The organism is Spirillospora sp. NPDC049652, assembly GCF_040675125.1.
Taxonomy (GTDB): Bacteria; Actinomycetota; Actinomycetes; order Streptosporangiales; family Streptosporangiaceae; genus Spirillospora.
The window spans coordinates 1-16,729 of the sequence record NZ_JBFAOF010000067.1; the positions used below are offsets into that span (position 1 = coordinate 1).

The 16,729-nt window shown below is 72.2% G+C and carries 17 protein-coding genes and 1 riboswitch; of the genes, 10 read left to right on the forward strand and 7 right to left on the reverse strand.

Features of this window, described 5'->3' with window-relative positions:
• Window positions 1-193 (reverse strand): DUF8083 family protein (locus AB0J52_RS07475; RefSeq protein WP_500180723.1); only part of this gene is annotated, 193 nt, incomplete at its 3' end.
• A gap of 240 nt (window positions 194-433) precedes the next feature.
• Here AB0J52_RS07475 and AB0J52_RS07480 point away from each other — a divergent pair.
• Together AB0J52_RS07480 and AB0J52_RS07485 are read left to right on the forward strand one after the other, a co-directional pair.
• A complete protein-coding gene (locus AB0J52_RS07480; protein WP_500180724.1) occupies window positions 434-1,516 on the forward strand; it encodes a Leu/Phe/Val dehydrogenase in 1,083 nt (360 codons plus the stop codon).
• A 409-nt stretch (window positions 1,517-1,925) separates the two neighbouring features.
• On the forward strand, window positions 1,926-2,135 hold the full coding sequence (locus tag AB0J52_RS07485; protein WP_500180739.1) for a DUF3073 domain-containing protein: 210 nt from the start codon (window positions 1,926-1,928) through the stop codon (window positions 2,133-2,135).
• A 96-nt stretch (window positions 2,136-2,231) separates the two neighbouring features.
• On the opposite strand, the gene AB0J52_RS07490 is transcribed toward AB0J52_RS07485, so the two are convergent.
• Window positions 2,232-2,777 carry a SanA/YdcF family protein gene (locus tag AB0J52_RS07490; protein ID WP_500180725.1) on the reverse strand — a complete coding sequence of 182 codons (546 nt, stop codon included), beginning with the start codon at window positions 2,775-2,777 and terminating at the stop codon, window positions 2,232-2,234.
• A gap of 418 nt (window positions 2,778-3,195) precedes the next feature.
• Here AB0J52_RS07490 and AB0J52_RS07495 point away from each other — a divergent pair, with 418 nt between their 5' ends.
• Window positions 3,196-3,435 (forward strand): DUF397 domain-containing protein, encoded by a 240-nt coding sequence (locus tag AB0J52_RS07495; RefSeq protein ID WP_500180726.1) that lies wholly within the window; start codon window positions 3,196-3,198, stop codon window positions 3,433-3,435.
• A 35-nt stretch (window positions 3,436-3,470) separates the two neighbouring features.
• On the opposite strand, the gene AB0J52_RS07500 is transcribed toward AB0J52_RS07495, so the two are convergent.
• Entirely contained in the window at window positions 3,471-4,367 is an 897-nt protein-coding gene (locus tag AB0J52_RS07500) for a helix-turn-helix domain-containing protein (protein WP_500180727.1), read from the reverse strand.
• Between the two features lie 476 nt (window positions 4,368-4,843).
• Here AB0J52_RS07500 and AB0J52_RS07505 point away from each other — a divergent pair, with 476 nt between their 5' ends.
• Window positions 4,844-5,668 carry a hypothetical protein gene (locus AB0J52_RS07505; protein ID WP_500180728.1) on the forward strand — a complete coding sequence of 275 codons (825 nt, stop codon included), beginning with the start codon at window positions 4,844-4,846 and terminating at the stop codon, window positions 5,666-5,668.
• Window positions 5,669-5,718: 50 nt separating this feature from the next.
• Here the strand turns inward: AB0J52_RS07505 and purM are convergent, their stop codons facing one another.
• Complete coding sequence (gene purM, locus AB0J52_RS07510) at window positions 5,719-6,750, reverse strand: phosphoribosylformylglycinamidine cyclo-ligase (protein WP_500180729.1); 1,032 nt, start codon at window positions 6,748-6,750, stop codon at window positions 5,719-5,721.
• A 142-nt stretch (window positions 6,751-6,892) separates the two neighbouring features.
• Window positions 6,893-8,350 carry an amidophosphoribosyltransferase gene (gene purF / locus AB0J52_RS07515; RefSeq protein WP_500180730.1) on the reverse strand — a complete coding sequence of 486 codons (1,458 nt, stop codon included), beginning with the start codon at window positions 8,348-8,350 and terminating at the stop codon, window positions 6,893-6,895.
• A 133-nt stretch (window positions 8,351-8,483) separates the two neighbouring features.
• Between purF and AB0J52_RS07520 the strand changes: the two genes are divergently transcribed.
• A complete protein-coding gene (locus AB0J52_RS07520) occupies window positions 8,484-8,852 on the forward strand; it encodes a hypothetical protein (RefSeq protein WP_500180731.1) in 369 nt (122 codons plus the stop codon).
• A 71-nt stretch (window positions 8,853-8,923) separates the two neighbouring features.
• Here AB0J52_RS07520 and AB0J52_RS07525 read toward each other — a convergent pair whose 3' ends face one another.
• Window positions 8,924-9,583, reverse strand: a complete 660-nt coding sequence (locus AB0J52_RS07525; protein WP_500180732.1) for a LamG-like jellyroll fold domain-containing protein — start codon at window positions 9,581-9,583, stop codon at window positions 8,924-8,926.
• A 215-nt stretch (window positions 9,584-9,798) separates the two neighbouring features.
• Window positions 9,799-10,239: a sterol carrier family protein gene (locus tag AB0J52_RS07530; protein WP_500180733.1), complete on the reverse strand. Its 441-nt coding sequence runs from the start codon at window positions 10,237-10,239 to the stop codon at window positions 9,799-9,801.
• A gap of 419 nt (window positions 10,240-10,658) precedes the next feature.
• On the opposite strand from AB0J52_RS07530, the gene AB0J52_RS07535 reads away from it, so the two are divergent.
• The 5 genes from AB0J52_RS07535 (at window position 10,659) to AB0J52_RS07555 (ending at window position 16,624) form a co-directional block, all read left to right on the forward strand.
• Entirely contained in the window at window positions 10,659-12,761 is a 2,103-nt protein-coding gene (locus tag AB0J52_RS07535) for a serine/threonine protein kinase (RefSeq protein WP_500180734.1), read from the forward strand.
• Between the two features lie 170 nt (window positions 12,762-12,931).
• A complete protein-coding gene (locus AB0J52_RS07540) occupies window positions 12,932-14,107 on the forward strand; it encodes a S8 family peptidase (RefSeq protein WP_500180735.1) in 1,176 nt (391 codons plus the stop codon).
• Between the two features lie 251 nt (window positions 14,108-14,358).
• Window positions 14,359-14,527, forward strand: a riboswitch (cyclic di-AMP (ydaO/yuaA leader).
• A gap of 6 nt (window positions 14,528-14,533) precedes the next feature.
• On the forward strand, window positions 14,534-15,499 hold the full coding sequence (locus AB0J52_RS07545) for a coiled-coil domain-containing protein (RefSeq protein ID WP_500180736.1): 966 nt from the start codon (window positions 14,534-14,536) through the stop codon (window positions 15,497-15,499).
• A gap of 53 nt (window positions 15,500-15,552) precedes the next feature.
• Window positions 15,553-15,933, forward strand: coding sequence for a hypothetical protein (locus tag AB0J52_RS07550; RefSeq protein ID WP_500180737.1), 381 nt, complete (start codon window positions 15,553-15,555; stop codon window positions 15,931-15,933).
• Between the two features lie 76 nt (window positions 15,934-16,009).
• A complete protein-coding gene (locus tag AB0J52_RS07555; RefSeq protein ID WP_500180738.1) occupies window positions 16,010-16,624 on the forward strand; it encodes a LysE family translocator in 615 nt (204 codons plus the stop codon).
• Window positions 16,625-16,729: the final 105 nt, after the last annotated feature.

Sequence of the window (16,729 nt, forward strand, 5' to 3'; positions counted from 1 at the left end):
CCTGCCGCGGCGCGACCTCGGGCGGATAGCCGACCATGCGGCGCGCGGCGCGGCGGTGCTCGACCTCCAGGGCGTGGATGCGGCGGGGCCGCCGCCGCGACTCGGCGTAGGCCGTCCACAGGGTCCGGGCCGGTTCCGGGAAGGCGGTTACCGGCTCATATACCCGTAGGTACGCGGCGTACGGAAACACCACCGCATCGTTACATGAGTCCGGCCGAAATGCGGGCGCCTTGGGTGTCGTGAGACACGCGTGTTACCTCGTGGCGGGCGTCGAGCTCCAGGTCGCGAGTGCGGGAGGGGGGTTTCCGGGCCGTCCGTCCCCCGTCCTCGCCGCCGCGCACAGGAGTGCAGGACGGACGTAGTGCGGGTTCTACCGACGGGGTGACATCCACCACCTTTAGGCTGATCTCAAGACAGAGAGGAGGGCACTACCGTGCCTAATGTCTTCGGGTCGCCCCACAAGGGCACCGAACCCCGACACGAGCAGGTCGTCTTCTGCCAGGACGAGGCCAGCGGCCTGCGCGCGATCATCGCGATCCACTCCACCGCCCTCGGGCCGTCCCTCGGCGGGACGCGCTTCTACCCCTACGCGTCGGAGGAGGAGGCCCTCGCCGACGTGCTCAATCTCTCCCGCGGCATGTCCTATAAGAACGCGCTGGCGGGCCTCGATCTGGGCGGCGGCAAGGCGGTGATCATCGGTGACCCCGGGACCGACAAGAACGAGGCGATGCTGCGTGCCTACGGACGGTTCGTCCAGTCGCTGAACGGCCGCTACATCACCGCCTGCGACGTCGGCACCTTCAGCCCCGACATGGACATCATCGCCCGCGAGTCCGAGTTCGTCACCGGACGGACCGTCGAGCACGGCGGGGCGGGCGACTCCTCGATCCTGACCGCGTTCGGCGTCTTCCAGGGCATGCGGGCCGCAGCCGAGCACGTCTGGGGCAGCCCGACGCTGCGCGGCCGGCGGGTGGGCGTCGAGGGCGTCGGCAAGGTCGGCCACCGCCTCGTGGAGCACCTCCTGGAGGACGGCGCGGAGGTCGTGGTCTGCGACGTCAACGAAGGGGCCATCGCGCGCGTGCGCGAGCGGCACCCGCACGTCGCCGTGGCCGCCGACAACGACGCGCTCGTCCGCGAGCCGCTCGACGTCTACGCGCCGTGCGCCCTCGGCGGCTCGCTGTCGGACGAGACGGTCGCCGTGCTCAGCGCGAAGATCGTCTGCGGCGCGGCCAACAACCAGCTCGCGCACGCCGGCATCGAGAAGCAGCTGGCCGACCGCGGCGTCCTCTACGCCCCCGACTACGTGGTCAACTCCGGCGGCGTGATCCAGGTCGCGGACGAGATCGACGGGTTCGACTTCGACCGGGCCAAGACCCGCGCCACGAAGATCTTCGACACCACCGGGAAGATCTTCGTGCTGGCGGCCGAGGAGGGCGTACCGCCCGCGGTGGCCGCCGACCGGCTCGCCGAGCGCCGCATGTCCGCGATCGGCCGCCTGCGCGGCATCCTGCTCTGACGTCCGCCCGCCGGGAGGTCGCGCCGCCGCCGCGCGGCGCCCCTCCCGGCGGTCCGGGCCGCCGTCCCCGGACGGTCCGGACCGTGTTCTCCCCTCTGTCCGGCGGGCGTTCTTCGTCGGTCGGGCGTGCTTTTCCGGCGTCCGGAGGGGTTTTTCCGGTTGTGGGCGGCCCTCGGGGGCGGGCGTGTCGGGGCCGCCCGGCCCTGGAACGCCCCCTCCGACCACCGGATACACTGGTGTCCTCCGCAACGAGCGTTCTCCGCCACGAGCTGACGATGTACCGAGCCGGGCGCAAAACGGGTACGGTTGTATCCGTGACTGACGCATGGCTCATCAGGCATCGGTTCGTGTGGTACACGCGCGCGTTGATGGGCCCACGAAAGCCCTGACCATCGAGGGGGTCGAGCCAATGGGTCGCGGCCGAGCCAAGGCCAAGCAGGTAAAGGTTGCCAGGCAGCTCAAATACAGCAGCGGCGGCACAGACCTCGATCGCCTGCAGAAAGAGTTGGGTGTTCCGGACTCTCCGGCCGACGACGCCTATGACGAGCTCGCGGAGAAGTACGCCGACTACGCAGACGACTACGAGGACCAGCGCAGGAACGGCACCTCGGGTCACTGATCGAACCGCGGAACGCCACCGCAGGGACTCCGGTCCCGCGCGGTGGCGTTCGCGTTTTCGCGGCACGTCCCGCCGGGCGCGACGTGCGTCACATTTCTAGGGCCGGGTCTCCGGCGCGAGGGCCGCGTGGACGCCGGGTTCCGGCCGTCCGCCGATCTTGGGTCCCGGCTTCAGGGTCATGCTGCCGACGGCCTTGAGCGTCGCGAGCGGCTCCCGCAGGTATCCGTTGACCGTCGCGTCGGTGCGTCCGCCGCCCATGCTCTGGTCGCCGACGCCGTAGGCGTCGATCCCGGCCGCCCGGCACAGCGCGACCGCCCGCGGCAGGTGGAACAGCTGCGTGACGACGGTCGCCCTCCGCACCCCGAAGATCTTTTTGGCCCGGACGCACGAGTCCCACGTCTCCAGCCCCGCGAAGTCCCGGACGATCCGGTTCTCGGGGACGCCCGCGCGCATGAGGTAGTCGCGCATGGTCGTGGGCTCGTCGTAGTTCTTGAAGCGGTTGTCGCCGGAGACCAGCAGCACCTTGACCTTGCCCCGCCGATACAGTTCGGCCGCGAGGTCGAGCCGCCGGGCGAGCAGCGGCGAAGGCTGCCCGTTCGCGATCCCGGCGCCCAGCACCAGCGCGACAGGCGTCTCCGGCACGTTTTCGGGCGTGTGCCGATACCGGGCAGTGTCCGCATAGGCCCATCCGGTGGGCAGCAGGACCGCGTACAACCCCAGCCCGCCGAGCACCAGCAGCGGCCCGACCCTATGCCGCAACCGAGCCCGAACCGCCGCCAGAAGCCGTGTCCCCGCGCTCACCGCAACCTTCACCACACCCGGTTCGACGCCCCGAGGATCAAGAAGGTTCGCCCCGCCCGCCCGGGGCGGCCCCCTCCTTGAACCGGTGACATGGGCATGCCAGCATGGCCCCCGGGCGCCTCCCCCGTCTCGGATGACGGGCGGCGCACGTTGTTATGCTCGTTTCACCGCTTTGCTCATCGCGCCCTTGATCAGCGAGAACGGTTCACTGAGACGGGCGCCGCCCCTGGTGGGAGTGGGCGTCGCCGACGGAGGATCGATGGTGGGAACCGTGCCCGCGGGCGCGTTCGCCAAGCCGGGACCGCTGCGTTTCGCGGGGCGGACCCATGAGGTCGTCTGGCGCAAGTCGTCCTCCAGCGGAGACTCCGAGTGCGTCGAGGTCGCGGCGCTCGGCGCGATGGGCTTCGTCCGTGACTCGACGGACGCCGCCGGGCCGGCGATCGCGTTCTCCGGCCGCGACTGGACGGGCCTGCTGGCCGCCGTGCGCGGCCGGCGCTGACTCACCGCCTCCCGCATCTGCCCGGGGGGTGACGGTCAGGCCGCACCCTCCGCCTCCATTCCGGCGATCAGCTCCTCGATGAAGTCGGCCGTGGCGTCGGCCGGGAGCGCGAGCTGGCGGAGGTTCTCGAAGGCGGCGCTGTAGTCGGTGACGCGCCTGTCGCGGTCCATGACGGTGAGGTCCGAACCGCCGACGTTCTCCTGGAAGAACACGTCGTTGAGCCGCGGGTCGTCGAACTGCAGGATCGTGAACTCGCCCATCATCCCGAAGTGCGCGCCGGCCGAGAACGGGATGACCTCCACCGACACGTGCGGCCGGTCGAGCGCGTCCAGGATGTGGCGCAGCTGCCGGGGCATGATGCCGGGGTCGAACTGGCCCCCGACCCGGCGGCGCAGCACCGCCTCGTCCACGACCATCCTGAGCTGCGGCGGATCGTCCCGGCCGAAGATCTCCTCCTGGCGGCGCATCCGGACCTCCACGATCACGTCGCGGTCCGCGTGCGAGTCCACGAACTCGATGGTCAGCGCGTTCGCGTACTCCTCGGTCTGGAGCAGGCCCGGAACCAGCATCGTCTGGAAGCTGCGGATGCTCGAAGCGCCCGACTCGTACCCGATGTACTGCAGGTAGGCGGGCTTCATCTCCCGGCGGTACAGGGACCACCAGCCGCGCTGGCGGGCGTCGCGCGCCATCGAGGTGAGGACGCCGACGCGCTCGTCCCCGTCCGGGAGGCCGTAGTGCCGCAGCAGTGCCTGCAGGTCGGTCGTGGACACCCCGACCGTGCCGCCCTCGATGCGGATCAGCTTGGACGTCGACCAGTCGAGTGCCGCCGCGACCTGGTCCTGGGTCTCACCGGTCTCGACCCGGAGCCGCTGCAGCTCGCTGACCAGGATCGCGCGCTGGACCACCGGCCCGGGCCCTGAAGCGTTCGGCATCGCGACCTCTCGTCCGGCGGCCGGTGCCGCGCCCGTGCCTCGTCGCGGCCTCGCCCGCCGTCCTCTCCTGCATCGAGTAAATCAGCGACATGGCGGTCTGCCAAGTGGCAACCGGCGTTCTCCCTTTATGGCATCTCCCGAAAAGGGGTTCGCCGAATGCGGGGTGGCATTCGGCGTTGTTGCGGTTTGCCCGAACGGCGCCCCCGCGGCCTCACGAGCCCCTCTGGCCCCGGCGGCGCCGGGCTTCGGGCGCGTCGGCGTCAGATTGCCAGGTGTCCGGCGGCCAGCAGGCAGTACGTCGGAGATCCGATTGCGATGTCTCCGCGTGGCACCCGCCGTTCGGCGACCTCACTGTTCTCCGGAAGGCAGATTTGCGCACGGCAATCAGCCGAAAACAGAGGGCCTTTCGAACGTCCTGCACAATTGTCAGCGGGGGGAGTTTCTGTTCCTGGCACGAGAAAGGCGCCGCGACGAACATGAGCATCCAGCCCGTCGACCGGCAGGCCGGTCCGCCGCAGGTCTTCGCCCGTGCGTCGGCTCTGACGACCGCCCCGGGCCCCGCCCAGGGAACGCTGTTCCCGCCGCCCGCACCCGCACCGCACACGGCCTCCGGGCCGGTGCCGACTCCCGTGTGGAACGGGCCGTTCGCCGCCGGGCCCGGCTCCGCGCCGTTCGCCGGGGCCGTCGCAAGGGTCTACACGACCATGGTCGCCGTCGACATCGTCTCGTTCACCGACCCCCGGCGCGACGAGGAGATCCGCCTCTTCCTCCGCCACCGCCTGTACGAACAGCTCCGGGACGCGTTCGTCATGACGCTGCTGCCCTGGGACGCCTGCTACATCGAGGACCGCGGCGACGGGGCCCTCGTCATCGCGCCGCCGGACGTGCCTCCGCACCTCCTGCTGGACCCGCTCGCCCACCACCTGCTGGCGCTGCTGCGGCGCGGCAACCGGTTCGCCAGCGACCCGGCGCGCATGCGGCTGCGGATGGCGGCGCACTCCGGGCATGTGGAACGGGACGTCCACGGTGTGGCCGGAACCGCCGTGAACGACATGTTCCGGCTGCTGGACGCGCCCCGGTTCCGCGACGCGGCCTCCGGATCCGGGGCGGACCTCAGCATGATCGTCTCGGACCGGCTGTACGAGGAGGTGCTGACCAACCGCGGCATGCTGTTCCCCGAGCTGTACCGGCAGGTCGAGGTCAGCTGCAAGCAGACCACGGCCCTGGGCTGGATCTGGCTGTCCCCGGGCGGCTGCGTCCACGGCCCGGGCGACGGCGCGGGCGGGCCGGGTCAGGCGTAGGCGGGCCGGGGGCGGGCCGGGTCGGGTCGGGTCGGGTCGGGTCGGGTCGGTCAGGCGTAGGCGCAGGTTCCGGTGCCCGGGACCGTCTCGCCGAGGTGCCAGGCCGGGACGTCCCGGTCGGCGAGCAGGCGCAGGGCGGCGTCGGCGGTGTCCGGGGCGACGATCGCGACCATGCCGACGCCGAGGTTGAAGGTCTTGTCCATCTCGGCCTGCGGGACGTCCCCGTGGGCCTGGAGGATCCCGAACAGCGGCGGGACGGTCCAGGAGTCGCGGCGCAGGACGGCGTCGACCGTGCCCGGGAGCGAACGGGCCAGGTTGCTCGCCAGGCCGCCGCCGGTGATGTGGGAGAACGCGTGCACGCCGCCGGTCTCGGCGACCAGGGCGAGCATGTCCTTGGCGTAGATGCGGGTCGGGGTCAGCAGCTCCTCGCCGAGGGTGCGGCCGAGCTCGTCCGGGCGGCTGTCCAGCGTCAGGTCGCTGTGCGCGAGGATGTGCCTGACCAGGGAGTACCCGTTGGAGTGGATGCCGGACGAGGCCATCGCGATCACCGCGTCGCCGGGGCGGACCCGGTCCGGGCCGAGCAGGGCGTCCGCCTCGACCACGCCGGTGCCGGCGCCCGCGACGTCGAACTCGTCCGCGCCGAGGAGGCCGGGGTGCTCGGCGGTCTCGCCGCCGACCAGGGCCGCCCCCGCGAGGGCGCAGCCCTCGGCGATGCCTCCGACGATGTCGGCGATCCGCTCCGGGACGACCTTGCCGCAGGCGATGTAGTCGGTCATGAACAGCGGCTCGGCGCCGCAGACCGCGAGGTCGTCCAGGACCATCCCGACCAGGTCGTGGCCGATCGTGCCGTAGATCCCCAGTCGGCGGGCCAGGTCGACCTTGGTGCCGACGCCGTCGGTCGAGGTCGCCAGCAGCGGACGGCGGTACTTCAGGAACGCCGAGGCGTCGAACAGGCCCGCGAAGCCGCTCGCGTCGTCCACGACCTCCGGACGGCGCGACCGCGCCACCCGCGCCTTCATCAGCTCCACGGCGCGCTCGCCCGCCGCGATGTCGACTCCGGCCGCCTCGTACGAGGTGCTCATGATCCCCCCGGCCCGCCGCGCGGCGGGTCGTCTCGTCGGCCCGCCCTGGCGCGAGCCTCCTGTCTCACCCGCACGGATCCGCGGGGTGCTCGTCCGCGCGGTGCCGCGGGACGTCTCGTCCGCTCCTGGGAGCGGACCGGCATCAGGTGCGGATGATCTCCAGCAGGTGCTTGCCGCGCGCGGCCTCCTCGACCGGGATCGGGTAGACGCCGTCGAAGCAGGCCCGGCAGAGCCGGTCCTTGGCGATCTGGGAGGCGGCGATCAGCTCGTCCAGCGAGATGAATCCGAGCGAGTCCGCGCCGATCGAGTCGCGGATGCCCTCGACGTCGAGGTTCCCGGCGATCAGCTCCGCGCGGGTGGCGAAGTCGATGCCGTAGAAGCAGGGCCAGGACACCGGCGGGCTGGAGATCCGGACGTGGACCTCGGCGGCGCCGGCGTCGCGCAGCAGCGCCACGACCTGCCGCTGGGTGTTGCCGCGCACGATCGAGTCGTCCACGACGACCAGTCGCTTGCCCTCGATCGCCTCGCGGAGCGGGTTCAGCTTCAGCCGGATGCCGAGTTGGCGGATCGTCTGGGACGGCTGGATGAACGTCCGGCCGACGTAGGAGTTCTTGACCAGGCCCTGCCCGTAGGGGATGCCGGACGCCTCGGCGTAGCCGATCGCGGCGGGGGTGCCGGACTCCGGCGTCGGGATGACCATGTCGGCCTCGACCGGGTGCTCGGCTGCGAGGCGGCGGCCGACCTCGACCCGGGTCGCCTGGACGGACCGCCCGGCGATCGTGGTGTCGGGACGGGCCAGGTAGACGTACTCGAACAGGCAGCCCTTGGGGTTGGCCTCGGCGAACCGCTCGGAGCGGACGCCGTCGCCGTCGATCGCGACCATCTCGCCCGGCTCCAGCTCCCGGACGAACCGGGCGCCGACGATGTCGAGCGCGGCCGTCTCGGACGCCACGACCCAGCCGCCGTTGTCCCCGAGGGAGCCCAGCACCAGGGGGCGGATGCCCTCCGGGTCGCGGGCCGCGTACAGGGTGTTCTCGTCCATGAAGACCAGCGAGAACGCGCCCCGGGTGGCCGGCAGGATCTCCCGCGCGGCCGCCAGCGGGCCGCCCTCGCGGGTCGCCAGCAGCGCCGTGAGGACCTCGGTGTCGGAGGTCGCGGTGAGCACGCCGCCGTCCAGCCGCTCGGCCAGCTCGGGGGTGTTGATCAGGTTGCCGTTGTGCGTGAGGGCCAGCCCGCCGTGCTCGGTGGAGCGGAAGGTGGGCTGGGCGTTCTCCCAGGTCGGCGAGCCGGTGGTGGAGTACCGGCAGTGTCCGACCGCGATGTGGCCGCGCAGGGTGTTCAGCACGGACTCGTCGAAGACCTGGGCGACCAGGCCCATGTCCTTGAACACCACGATCCGCGATCCGTCGCTGACCGCGATGCCCGCCGACTCCTGTCCGCGGTGCTGGAGCGCGTACAGGCCGTAGTAGGTGAGCTTGCTGACCTCCGCCCTGGCGGCCTGGTCCTGTGGGACCCAGACGCCGAACACACCGCAGGCGTCCTGCGGCGGGCGGTCGGAGGGGTCGATGTCATGGCTCAGTCGTCCATCACCGAGAGGCACGCGGGCCAGTCTAAAGGCCCGTCCCTTCTGCTCCGATCGGTGGAGTCCTTAATCGACCTTTACCCGTCCGGACCCCGGCCGGAAGACCCGGCACGCGAGTGTGGGGAAACGACTTCTGGGGAGGGCCGAGCCGATGACCATGCCGGGCTACCAGACGCGCACGCCGCCGTCCGCGCCCGAGCGGCACGGCCTGGCGACGGCGTCCCTGGTGCTCGGGCTGGCCGGGCTGCCCGCCCTGCTGCTGTGCGGGATCGGGCTGCCGGTCGCGCTCGTCGGCCTCGTCCTGGGCGTCGTCGCGGCCTCCCGCGGGACGGCCCGGGGCCTGGCGGTCGCGGGGATCGTCTGCTCCGCGGTGACACTCGTGATCGGAACGGTGGCGATCATCTGGCTGCTGAGCAAGGCCGCCGAATGCGCCGACACCCACCGCTATCCGGACGACTTCACCCGGCGGCAGTGCATCGACCGGGAGTTCCCGTTCGCCCGCGCCTCCGACGCTCCCTGAGGTGGGGATGTGAGTTCGGTAACAGTAAGGGGTGGTAGGCGGGGCCGGGTGAGGTTCGTCGCTGGTCGGCCTCAGATGGTCGCGATGGCGCGGAGGGCTTGTTCGTCCAGGGCTGCGGCGTAGACGCGGACGTCTGCCATCAGTCCTGAGATGCCCGGCTTTCCGGGCTCCGCGCCCAGGGACAGCGGCCCGGCCGGCGTCACCACCGGATGCTCCAGCGAGACGGCCGTGTCCAGCCTGCCGTCGACGTACAGGAACATGCCCTGCGCGTTGACGACGTAGGCCAGGTGAACCCACGTGTCCCGGGTGAGGCGGGCGTGGCTGTCCAGGTACTCGGGGCCCTTGATCGTGAAGAGCTGGAGGCGCACCCGGTCGGCGTCCGGGTGAAGCCACATGCCGACGGCGCGCGCGTCACCGTCCGCGACCTCCTTGAACAGGAGCGCGCGCCACTCCCCCGTCGGGCCGTCGGTAACGCAGGCGTGGAACGCCACGGTGAAGCCGAAGACCTGGCTCAGGGCGAGCTGCGGGACGGCGGGGACGGTCGCGCGCGCAGCCGTGCCGTCGAAGGCCAGCGCCTGGCCGTCGCGCGTCGGGACGATCCGCACGCCCTCGTCCAGGGCCATCGCGAGGCCGCCGCCCGTGGCGTCGGCCACCCGGCGTCCGTCGATGTCCGCGACCTCGAAACTCCAGTGCGCGACGAGCACGGCACCCACCTCCTCGCGGTCGGGCACGGCGTCCGCGTTCCGAACGCCGGGACGCCTGTTGCGATGTCTGATCGGGACGTCCGGTCCGGAGTGGCGCGCGGCTGGGACGGCGGCCGCGCGCGGTTCAGGAGGCCCGGTCCGGACGCGGTGTCCGGTGTGATCGGTGCCCTTACCGTCGCAGCGCCCGGCGGCGCGGGCAAGACCCAACGATCCGGCCCCAACGTTCCGGGCGCGCCGCTCGTTTATGTAGGTGGGAGGGGGAGGTGAGCGGACAGGTCGGCGCGGGACCCGCTGGCTTTGACGCGGCGCTCGCGGAGGGCGTCGTCCCAGGCCAGCTCGCCCAGGGCGAGGGCGATCCAGGTGTCGGCATCCATTTCGACCACATTGGGCGGGGTTCCTCGGGTGTGCCGCGTGCCCTCGACCGCCTGGACGGCCGCGTGCGGGGGAACGCGGACCTCGACCGACCGTCCGGGGGCGAGTTCGGCGAGCCGGTCGAGCAGCAGCCGGACGGCCCCCGTCACGATCGGCCGCGCGGGCTCGACGCCCGCCGCACGAGCGGCGAGCAGCGTGTCCAGGGCGGCACGGCGCAGGGCGGGCGGCTCGTCCGGACCGGCGTAGGCGGGCAGCCCGAGCACGGCACGCTGCTCGTCCAGCAGCTCACGGGTGAGAGGTTTGCGCGGCATCTCCGCCGACGCTATCCGACCCCGCCGCGCCGACCACGCCCACCCCGCCCCACAACCAGGCCCCCCGGGGGGTGGTTCCGCCCAGAGGGATCGTCGGCGCTCATCCGGGGGCTCGCGGGGGTGGGTGGGATCGGGCATGAGTGACGAAACGGGCGGTGGGGATCGCTGGAAGGGGTGACGGCACACGGTGGAGGGCGCGGGGAGGGAAACTCCGGCCGGTCACGGTGTGTGCGGGCGCCGGCCTGAGTTCGCCTGGTGCGGGTCAAGGGTGAGCGGGGTGACGGATCGGGTGCGGGCGACTCAACCGCGCCATCGACCGCCAACCGGTAGAAAGGGACCGGTGCCGACGCGGGGACGGATCACGTTTCACTGACGGACGGGGGGCGGCCCCCCGATGGCAGAACACGGAGGGTGCGTAGATGGCAGAGGCTCTGCCCCTGCAGCCCGGCGACCCGGAACGGCTGGGGGACTTCCCGATCACCGGCCGGCTCGGCGTCGGCGAGCAGGGCGCGGTCTTCGTCGGCCGCGCCGCGTCCGGACGGTCCGTGGCGGTGAAGCTGCTGCACGTGCGGCTGAGCTCCGACGCCGAGACGCGGGCCCGGTTCGCCGGCGCGTTCGCGGGCGCCCGCCGCGTGGCCGGGTTCAGCACCGCCGAGATCCTCGCCGCGGACGTCGAGGACGGCCGTCCCTATGTGGTGTCCGACCTGGTGGACGGGCCGTCGCTGGCCGAGCTGGTCGCGGCCGAGGGGCCGCGCGGGCCGCTCGTGGTCGAGCGCCTCGCGGTCGGCCTGGCCGTCGCGCTGGCGGCCGCGCACCGCGCCGGGGCCGTCCACCACGATCTGAAGCCGGCGAACGTGCTGCTGGCGCGGTCGGGTCCGCGCGTGACCGACCTCGGCGTGGTCACGGCCCTGGAGGCGGTGAACGCGGCCTCAGCGGTCCGGGCCGAGAACGACCCGTCCTTCCTCGCTCCGGAGCAGCTCAGCGGGCAGGGCATCGGTCCCGCCGCCGACGTGTACGCGTGGGCGACGACGCTGCTGTTCGCGGCGACCGGCAAGCCGCCGTTCGGGGACGGCTCGCCCGCGGAGATCATGCAGGGCATCGTCTACGACGACCCGGAGACGGACGCCCTGCCCGAGTCCGTCCGCGACGTGGTGGCGGACGCGCTGGACAAGTCGCCGTCCGAACGTCCCACCGCTCCTGACCTGCTGCGACGTCTGCTGGACGGTCCGGTCGCCGCCCGCACGCCCGCGTCGCTGCGCGCCGAGGCCGAAGCGCTGGCCGCCGGCGGTTCGCACGCGGCGTCCGCCTCGGCCGAAGCCCCGGCCCCGGCCCCGGCCCCGGGCTCGGGCTCGGCAGCCCCGTCCCTCCCAGGCTCGTCCCTGTCCTCGGGCTCGTCGGTCTCTGGGCCGGTGGCCGTTGACCCGGTCTCCCCTTCCACTTCCGCGCCCGGCGGTGTTCCGGCGTCCGCTTCGGGTTCGTGGACGCGTACGCCCAGCGCCCCTCCGGCGGCGGACGAGGACGGGCCGAGCACGATGCTCGACCTGCCGAAGCCTCCGCCGGGCTTCGGCGCGCCTCCGTCCCCCGCCAGCGGCTCGGTACCGGACGGCGGGCCGAGCACCAGCCTGGATCTGCACTCGGCTTCCGGGGCGTCCGGTCCCCCGGCCAAGGACGACGGCGGGCCCAGCACTGTGCTCGATCTCCGGCTCGGCTCGTCCGGTCCGGTCGGTGCCTCCGGTTCGTTCGGGCCTCCCGTGCCCAGTTCGCCGCGTCCTGCCGGCGGGTGGCAGGACAGCAGGGCCACGGCGCGGGACCTTCCGGTCACCGGGCCGTCCGCGCTGCCGTCCGGTCCGCCTGCGCCGGGCGCTTTCGGCGGCCCCGGCGGGCCCGGCGGGTCCGGCGGGCCCGGCGGGCCCGGCGGGGCTTCGGCGGACAGTCTGATCCCCGGGATGCGTCCGGTCGAGGCGGAGGCCAAGGGGCCGGAGACGGCCGTGCTGTCGCTGCCCGGGTTGCGCGCGGCCCGTCCGCAGCTGAAGAAACCGCAGCTCAAGAAGCCCGGGAACCATGCCGTCGGGGTCGCGATCTCGCTGGCCGTCGGCGTGCTGGTGGGCGTGGCGATCATCTCGCTGGTGCTCTGGCCGCACCTGCGCGGAAACGGCGGCAAGGAGCAGTCCAAGCCGTCCACCTCGGCGGACGGCCAGCCCGTGACCACGATCCCGGACGCGTTCGCCGGCACCTGGAAGGGGACGGCCGTGAACCCGCAGCGCGGCGAGTCGTTCCCGCTGCAGGTCACGCTCCAGGCCGGGGCGAAGTCGGGGACGGCGGTGTACCCGAAGGAGGGCTGCACCGGCACGCTCGCCCTGACGAAGGGCACCGGGGCCGAGCTCCAGCTCGCGCTGTCGGTCAGCAAGCCGTGCACGAGCGGGGACGTCCGGATCAGCAGGCAGCCGGACGGGTCGCTGAAGTACGACTGGTCCAAGCCGGGGACGGCCCTGGCGTACCGGGGCAGTCTGACCAAGGGCTGAGCCTCCCCCGCCACCTGGGACGACGGACTCCAAGATCACTCAGCGCAGCCGATTTTCATCTGATCGATATGTCCTTTATGAGGTTTGTGAAGTGAAAGGTGCACTAGGGTTCCGGGGTCGGTGACCTCGATCTTGGCCGCGGCTCCGACTCCGCGGCAGAAGGAGCTCTCTTGCGGCCCGTCTCCCGAAGGCTGCTGCTGGCCGGCGCGATCGCGTCCTCTGTGGGCGCCGCGGCGGCGATCCCCGCCCTGGCCAACGCCGATTCCAAGCCCACGCCGGTCCAGGTGACCGCCGCCGAGGGCACGCCCATCGCGGGCCAGTACATCGTCACGCTCAAGGCCGGCACCTCGCCCACCGCCACGGCGGGCCAGGTCGGCGCCTCGTCCGCCCAGGACTTCGGCGACGTCCTCAACGGGTTCGTCGCCCGCCTCGACAGCAGGCAGCTCGACAAGCTGCGCCGCGACAAGCGCGTCGCGGCCATCGAGCAGGACCAGCTCGTGCACGCCACGACCACCCAGAGGTCGCCGCTCCCGTGGGGCCTGGACCGCATCGACCAGCGCCGGACGCCGCTGTCGAAGTCCTACTCCTACAAGGCGACCGGCAAGGGCGTCACGGCCTACATCATCGACAGCGGCATCGCCTGGACGCACTCGCAGTTCGGCGGGCGCGCCAAGGTCGTGTGGTCCGCGCCGCGCTTCAAGGGCAACGGCTGGGACTACAACGGCCACGGCACCCACGTCGCCGGCATCCTCGGCTCCGCCAAGTACGGCGCGGCCAAGGGCGTCCAGCTGCGCGCCCTGCGCGTCCTCGACAAGGACGGCAGCGCCCCGGCGTCCGACGTCGTCGCCGGCCTGAAGTGGCTGCGCTCGCACGCCGCCAAGCCGTCGGTGGCGAACCTGTCGATCGGCGGCGGCAAGTCCGCGGCCCTCGACACCGCCGTCGCGAACCTGTCCAAGTCGGGCGTCTTCGTGACCGTCGCCGCGGGCAACGACAACAAGGACGCCTGCAAGTTCTCGCCCTCGGGCGCGTCCTGGGTCGAGGCCGTCGGCGCGACCACCTCGCACGACAACCGCGCGGGCTTCTCCAACTACGGCAAGTGCGTGGACATCCTGGCGCCGGGCTACGGCATCACGTCCACGTGGCCGGGCGGCGGCACGCAGGTCGAGAGCGGCACGTCCATGGCCTCGCCGTACGTCGCCGGTGTCGCCGCGCTCTACCTGCAGACGCACCCCAAGGCGAACTTCTCCGCCGTTCAGAAGTGGCTGCACGACAACTCCACCAAGAACGTCCTGCGGAACCTGAAGACCGGCACGCCCAACCGGCTGCTCTACAAGGGTTCGCTGTAAGACCCTCCGCGCTCACGCACGGTCATGACGGCCCGGTCCCGGCCTCGGGACCGGGCCGTCATGCAACGAGCGGAGCCGGACGCCGGGGCGGCGCCCCGGACCGCCCGCCGGCTCTGCCGATTCCGGGCATCGGGTCGGCCGCCGGGGTCGTCCCGGCAGCCCCGGGGGTCTAATCTTTGGCGAGGCAACACCCAGTTCCTTGCAGTTTGTTGGTGTCCGGTCGGTGACTGCCCGTGGTCGACGCGGCAGGCTGGCCGGACGCGCCGAGTCCCGGACGCCCCCTGTCCGGGAGCCGGGGACCCAGCCGCCGGACGCCCCGTCCGGCCGGGGTGAATTCGCGGCCGCCGCACGCGCCGCGATAGGGCGGACTCCCGCGCCCGAACCCGACAGCTAACCCGGTAGGCCGACCAGAGGAGAGGAGAGGACGTGCAGCGCCCGACCTCCGGCCGCCGTCTCCGGGCGGCCGTCCCCCGGCCCCGCACGGGCGTCCGCGGACGCCGCGCCGCACTGGCCGCCGCCGCTGCCGTGCTCGCCCTGCCGCTGCTGTCGAGCACCGTCCCGGCCGGCGCCGAGCCCGGCGACAGCGACCGGATGGACAAGCTGAACAAGCAGATCGAGCAGCTCGACAAGGAGTACGGCGGCGACCTTGCCCAGCTCAAGGACGCCCAGTGGGCCGCCCGGAAGGCCATCAAGAAGGCCGACGACCTGCGCGAGCAGCTGACCGCCTCGCGCACCCTCGTCGCCCGGCTCGCCGCCAACCAGTACATGACCGGCGGCCAGGACCCGGGGATCACCGTCGTCGCGGCGGGCGACCCGTCCGAGCTGCTGAACACGATGAGCCTGGCGAGCCATGTCGCGCAGAACCAGTCGGCGCGCGTCCAGCAGATCACCAAGCTCGTCGCCGACCAGGAGAAGGCGCGGCAGCAGGCGCAGGCGAAGATCTCCGACCTGCAGAAGAACCTGACCGACCTGAAGTCCCGCAAGGCCCAGATCAAGAAGCTGGTCAAGAAGTACAAGCCGGAGTCGCCGAGCGTCGGCATGGGCAGCGTGACCCCCCGCATGCTGCACGTGAAGCAGGTCATCGACACCGAGTTCGGGCCGTTCCCCACCATCGGCTGCTACCGCGGCGGCGCGGACGCGCAGGACCACGCCACCGGCACCGCCTGCGACTTCATGGAGTCGTCCGGCGGCTCCATGCCCACGTCCGCGCGCAACAGCAACGGCGACCAGGTGGCGGCCTACGCCATCGCGCACGCCTCCTCGCTGGGCATCAAGTACATCATCTGGAAGCAGCGGATCTACGACATGCGCAGCCCGGGCTGGCGCAGCATGAGCGACCGCGGCGGCATCACCGCCAACCACTACGACCACGTCCACATTTCGGTCTTCTGACCGCACCGAGCCTCACGGGGACGCCCCGGGCGGGCGCATCGGGAAGCTGAGGCATGAGCGCAGGCAGGGACGAGCCGAGGCGGGAACCGGATCCGACGGCGTTGGTCGATCGTCACGTCGTCGAGGTCGGGGAGCGTCAGGCATGGCCGTTCCTGACCTTCGCCCATCCTGAAGACGAGCCCGAGCTCCGTCTCTACATCGACGCGGAGATCACCGTCGAGCCCTCCCCGCGGCTACCGGCCGACCTCGCGCCGGACCTGGAACAGCTGGTGACGCTCTCCGGCTTCAACTGCGCCACGGTCGCATCGGTCGAGGTCGATCAGAACGACGCCTTGATCCTGGTCTTCGATGACCTCTCCGGCAGCCGGCTGACCGTGTCAGGAAAGCCCACTGCGACCACGGTCGGCCTTCCCTGGTGGCTGGGGCGCTGCTGACCTGGGGGCCGTGCTCTGTCGGGCACAGGGCACGTGCCGGGCGATAGGCTGGCCGTCCGTGGTGATTTCTAGTGCTTTGTGGTCCTTCGCTCTGGTCGCCGGGCTTCTGACGCTCACGCCCGGCCTCGACACCGCGCTCATCCTCCGGACCGCCGCGCTCGGGCAGCGGCGCCGCGCCTGGGGCGTCGTCCTCGGGATCCAGACCGGGACGCTCGTCTGGGGCGCGTTCGCCTCCCTCGGCGTCACGGCGCTCCTCACGGCCTCGCATGCGGCCTACACGGCCCTGCGGTGGGTCGGCGCGGCCTACCTGTTGTGGATGGGCCTGCACATGCTCTGGACGAGCTGGAGGCGCGTCCCGGACGCCCTGGTCCCGGACGCCGAGCCGGAGCCCGACCGGCTGCGCGAGGGCTGGCGGCGGGGCTCGCTGACCAACCTGCTGAACCCGAAGGTCGGCGCGTTCTACATGGCGCTGCTTCCGCAGTTCATCCCGGCGGACGTCCCGCACTTCGCGTTCGGGATGGCGCTGGCGAGCATCCACGTCGCGTGCGGAGTCGTCTGGTCGGCGATCCTCGTCACGTTCGCGCACGCGCTGCGCTCGTGGCTCTCCAGGCCGTCCGCGCGCAAGATCATGGACCGCGTCACCGGCGGCGTCATCGCCGCCTTCGGCCTGCGCCTCGCCCTAGGCGAATAGCCACAACAAGAAGCCCCTGGACCAACGGTCCAGGGGCTTCCGCATGCGACGACCTCAGCCACCGCGAGCGCGTTACCGACCGTGCGGGGGCGACGCCGAAGGCGA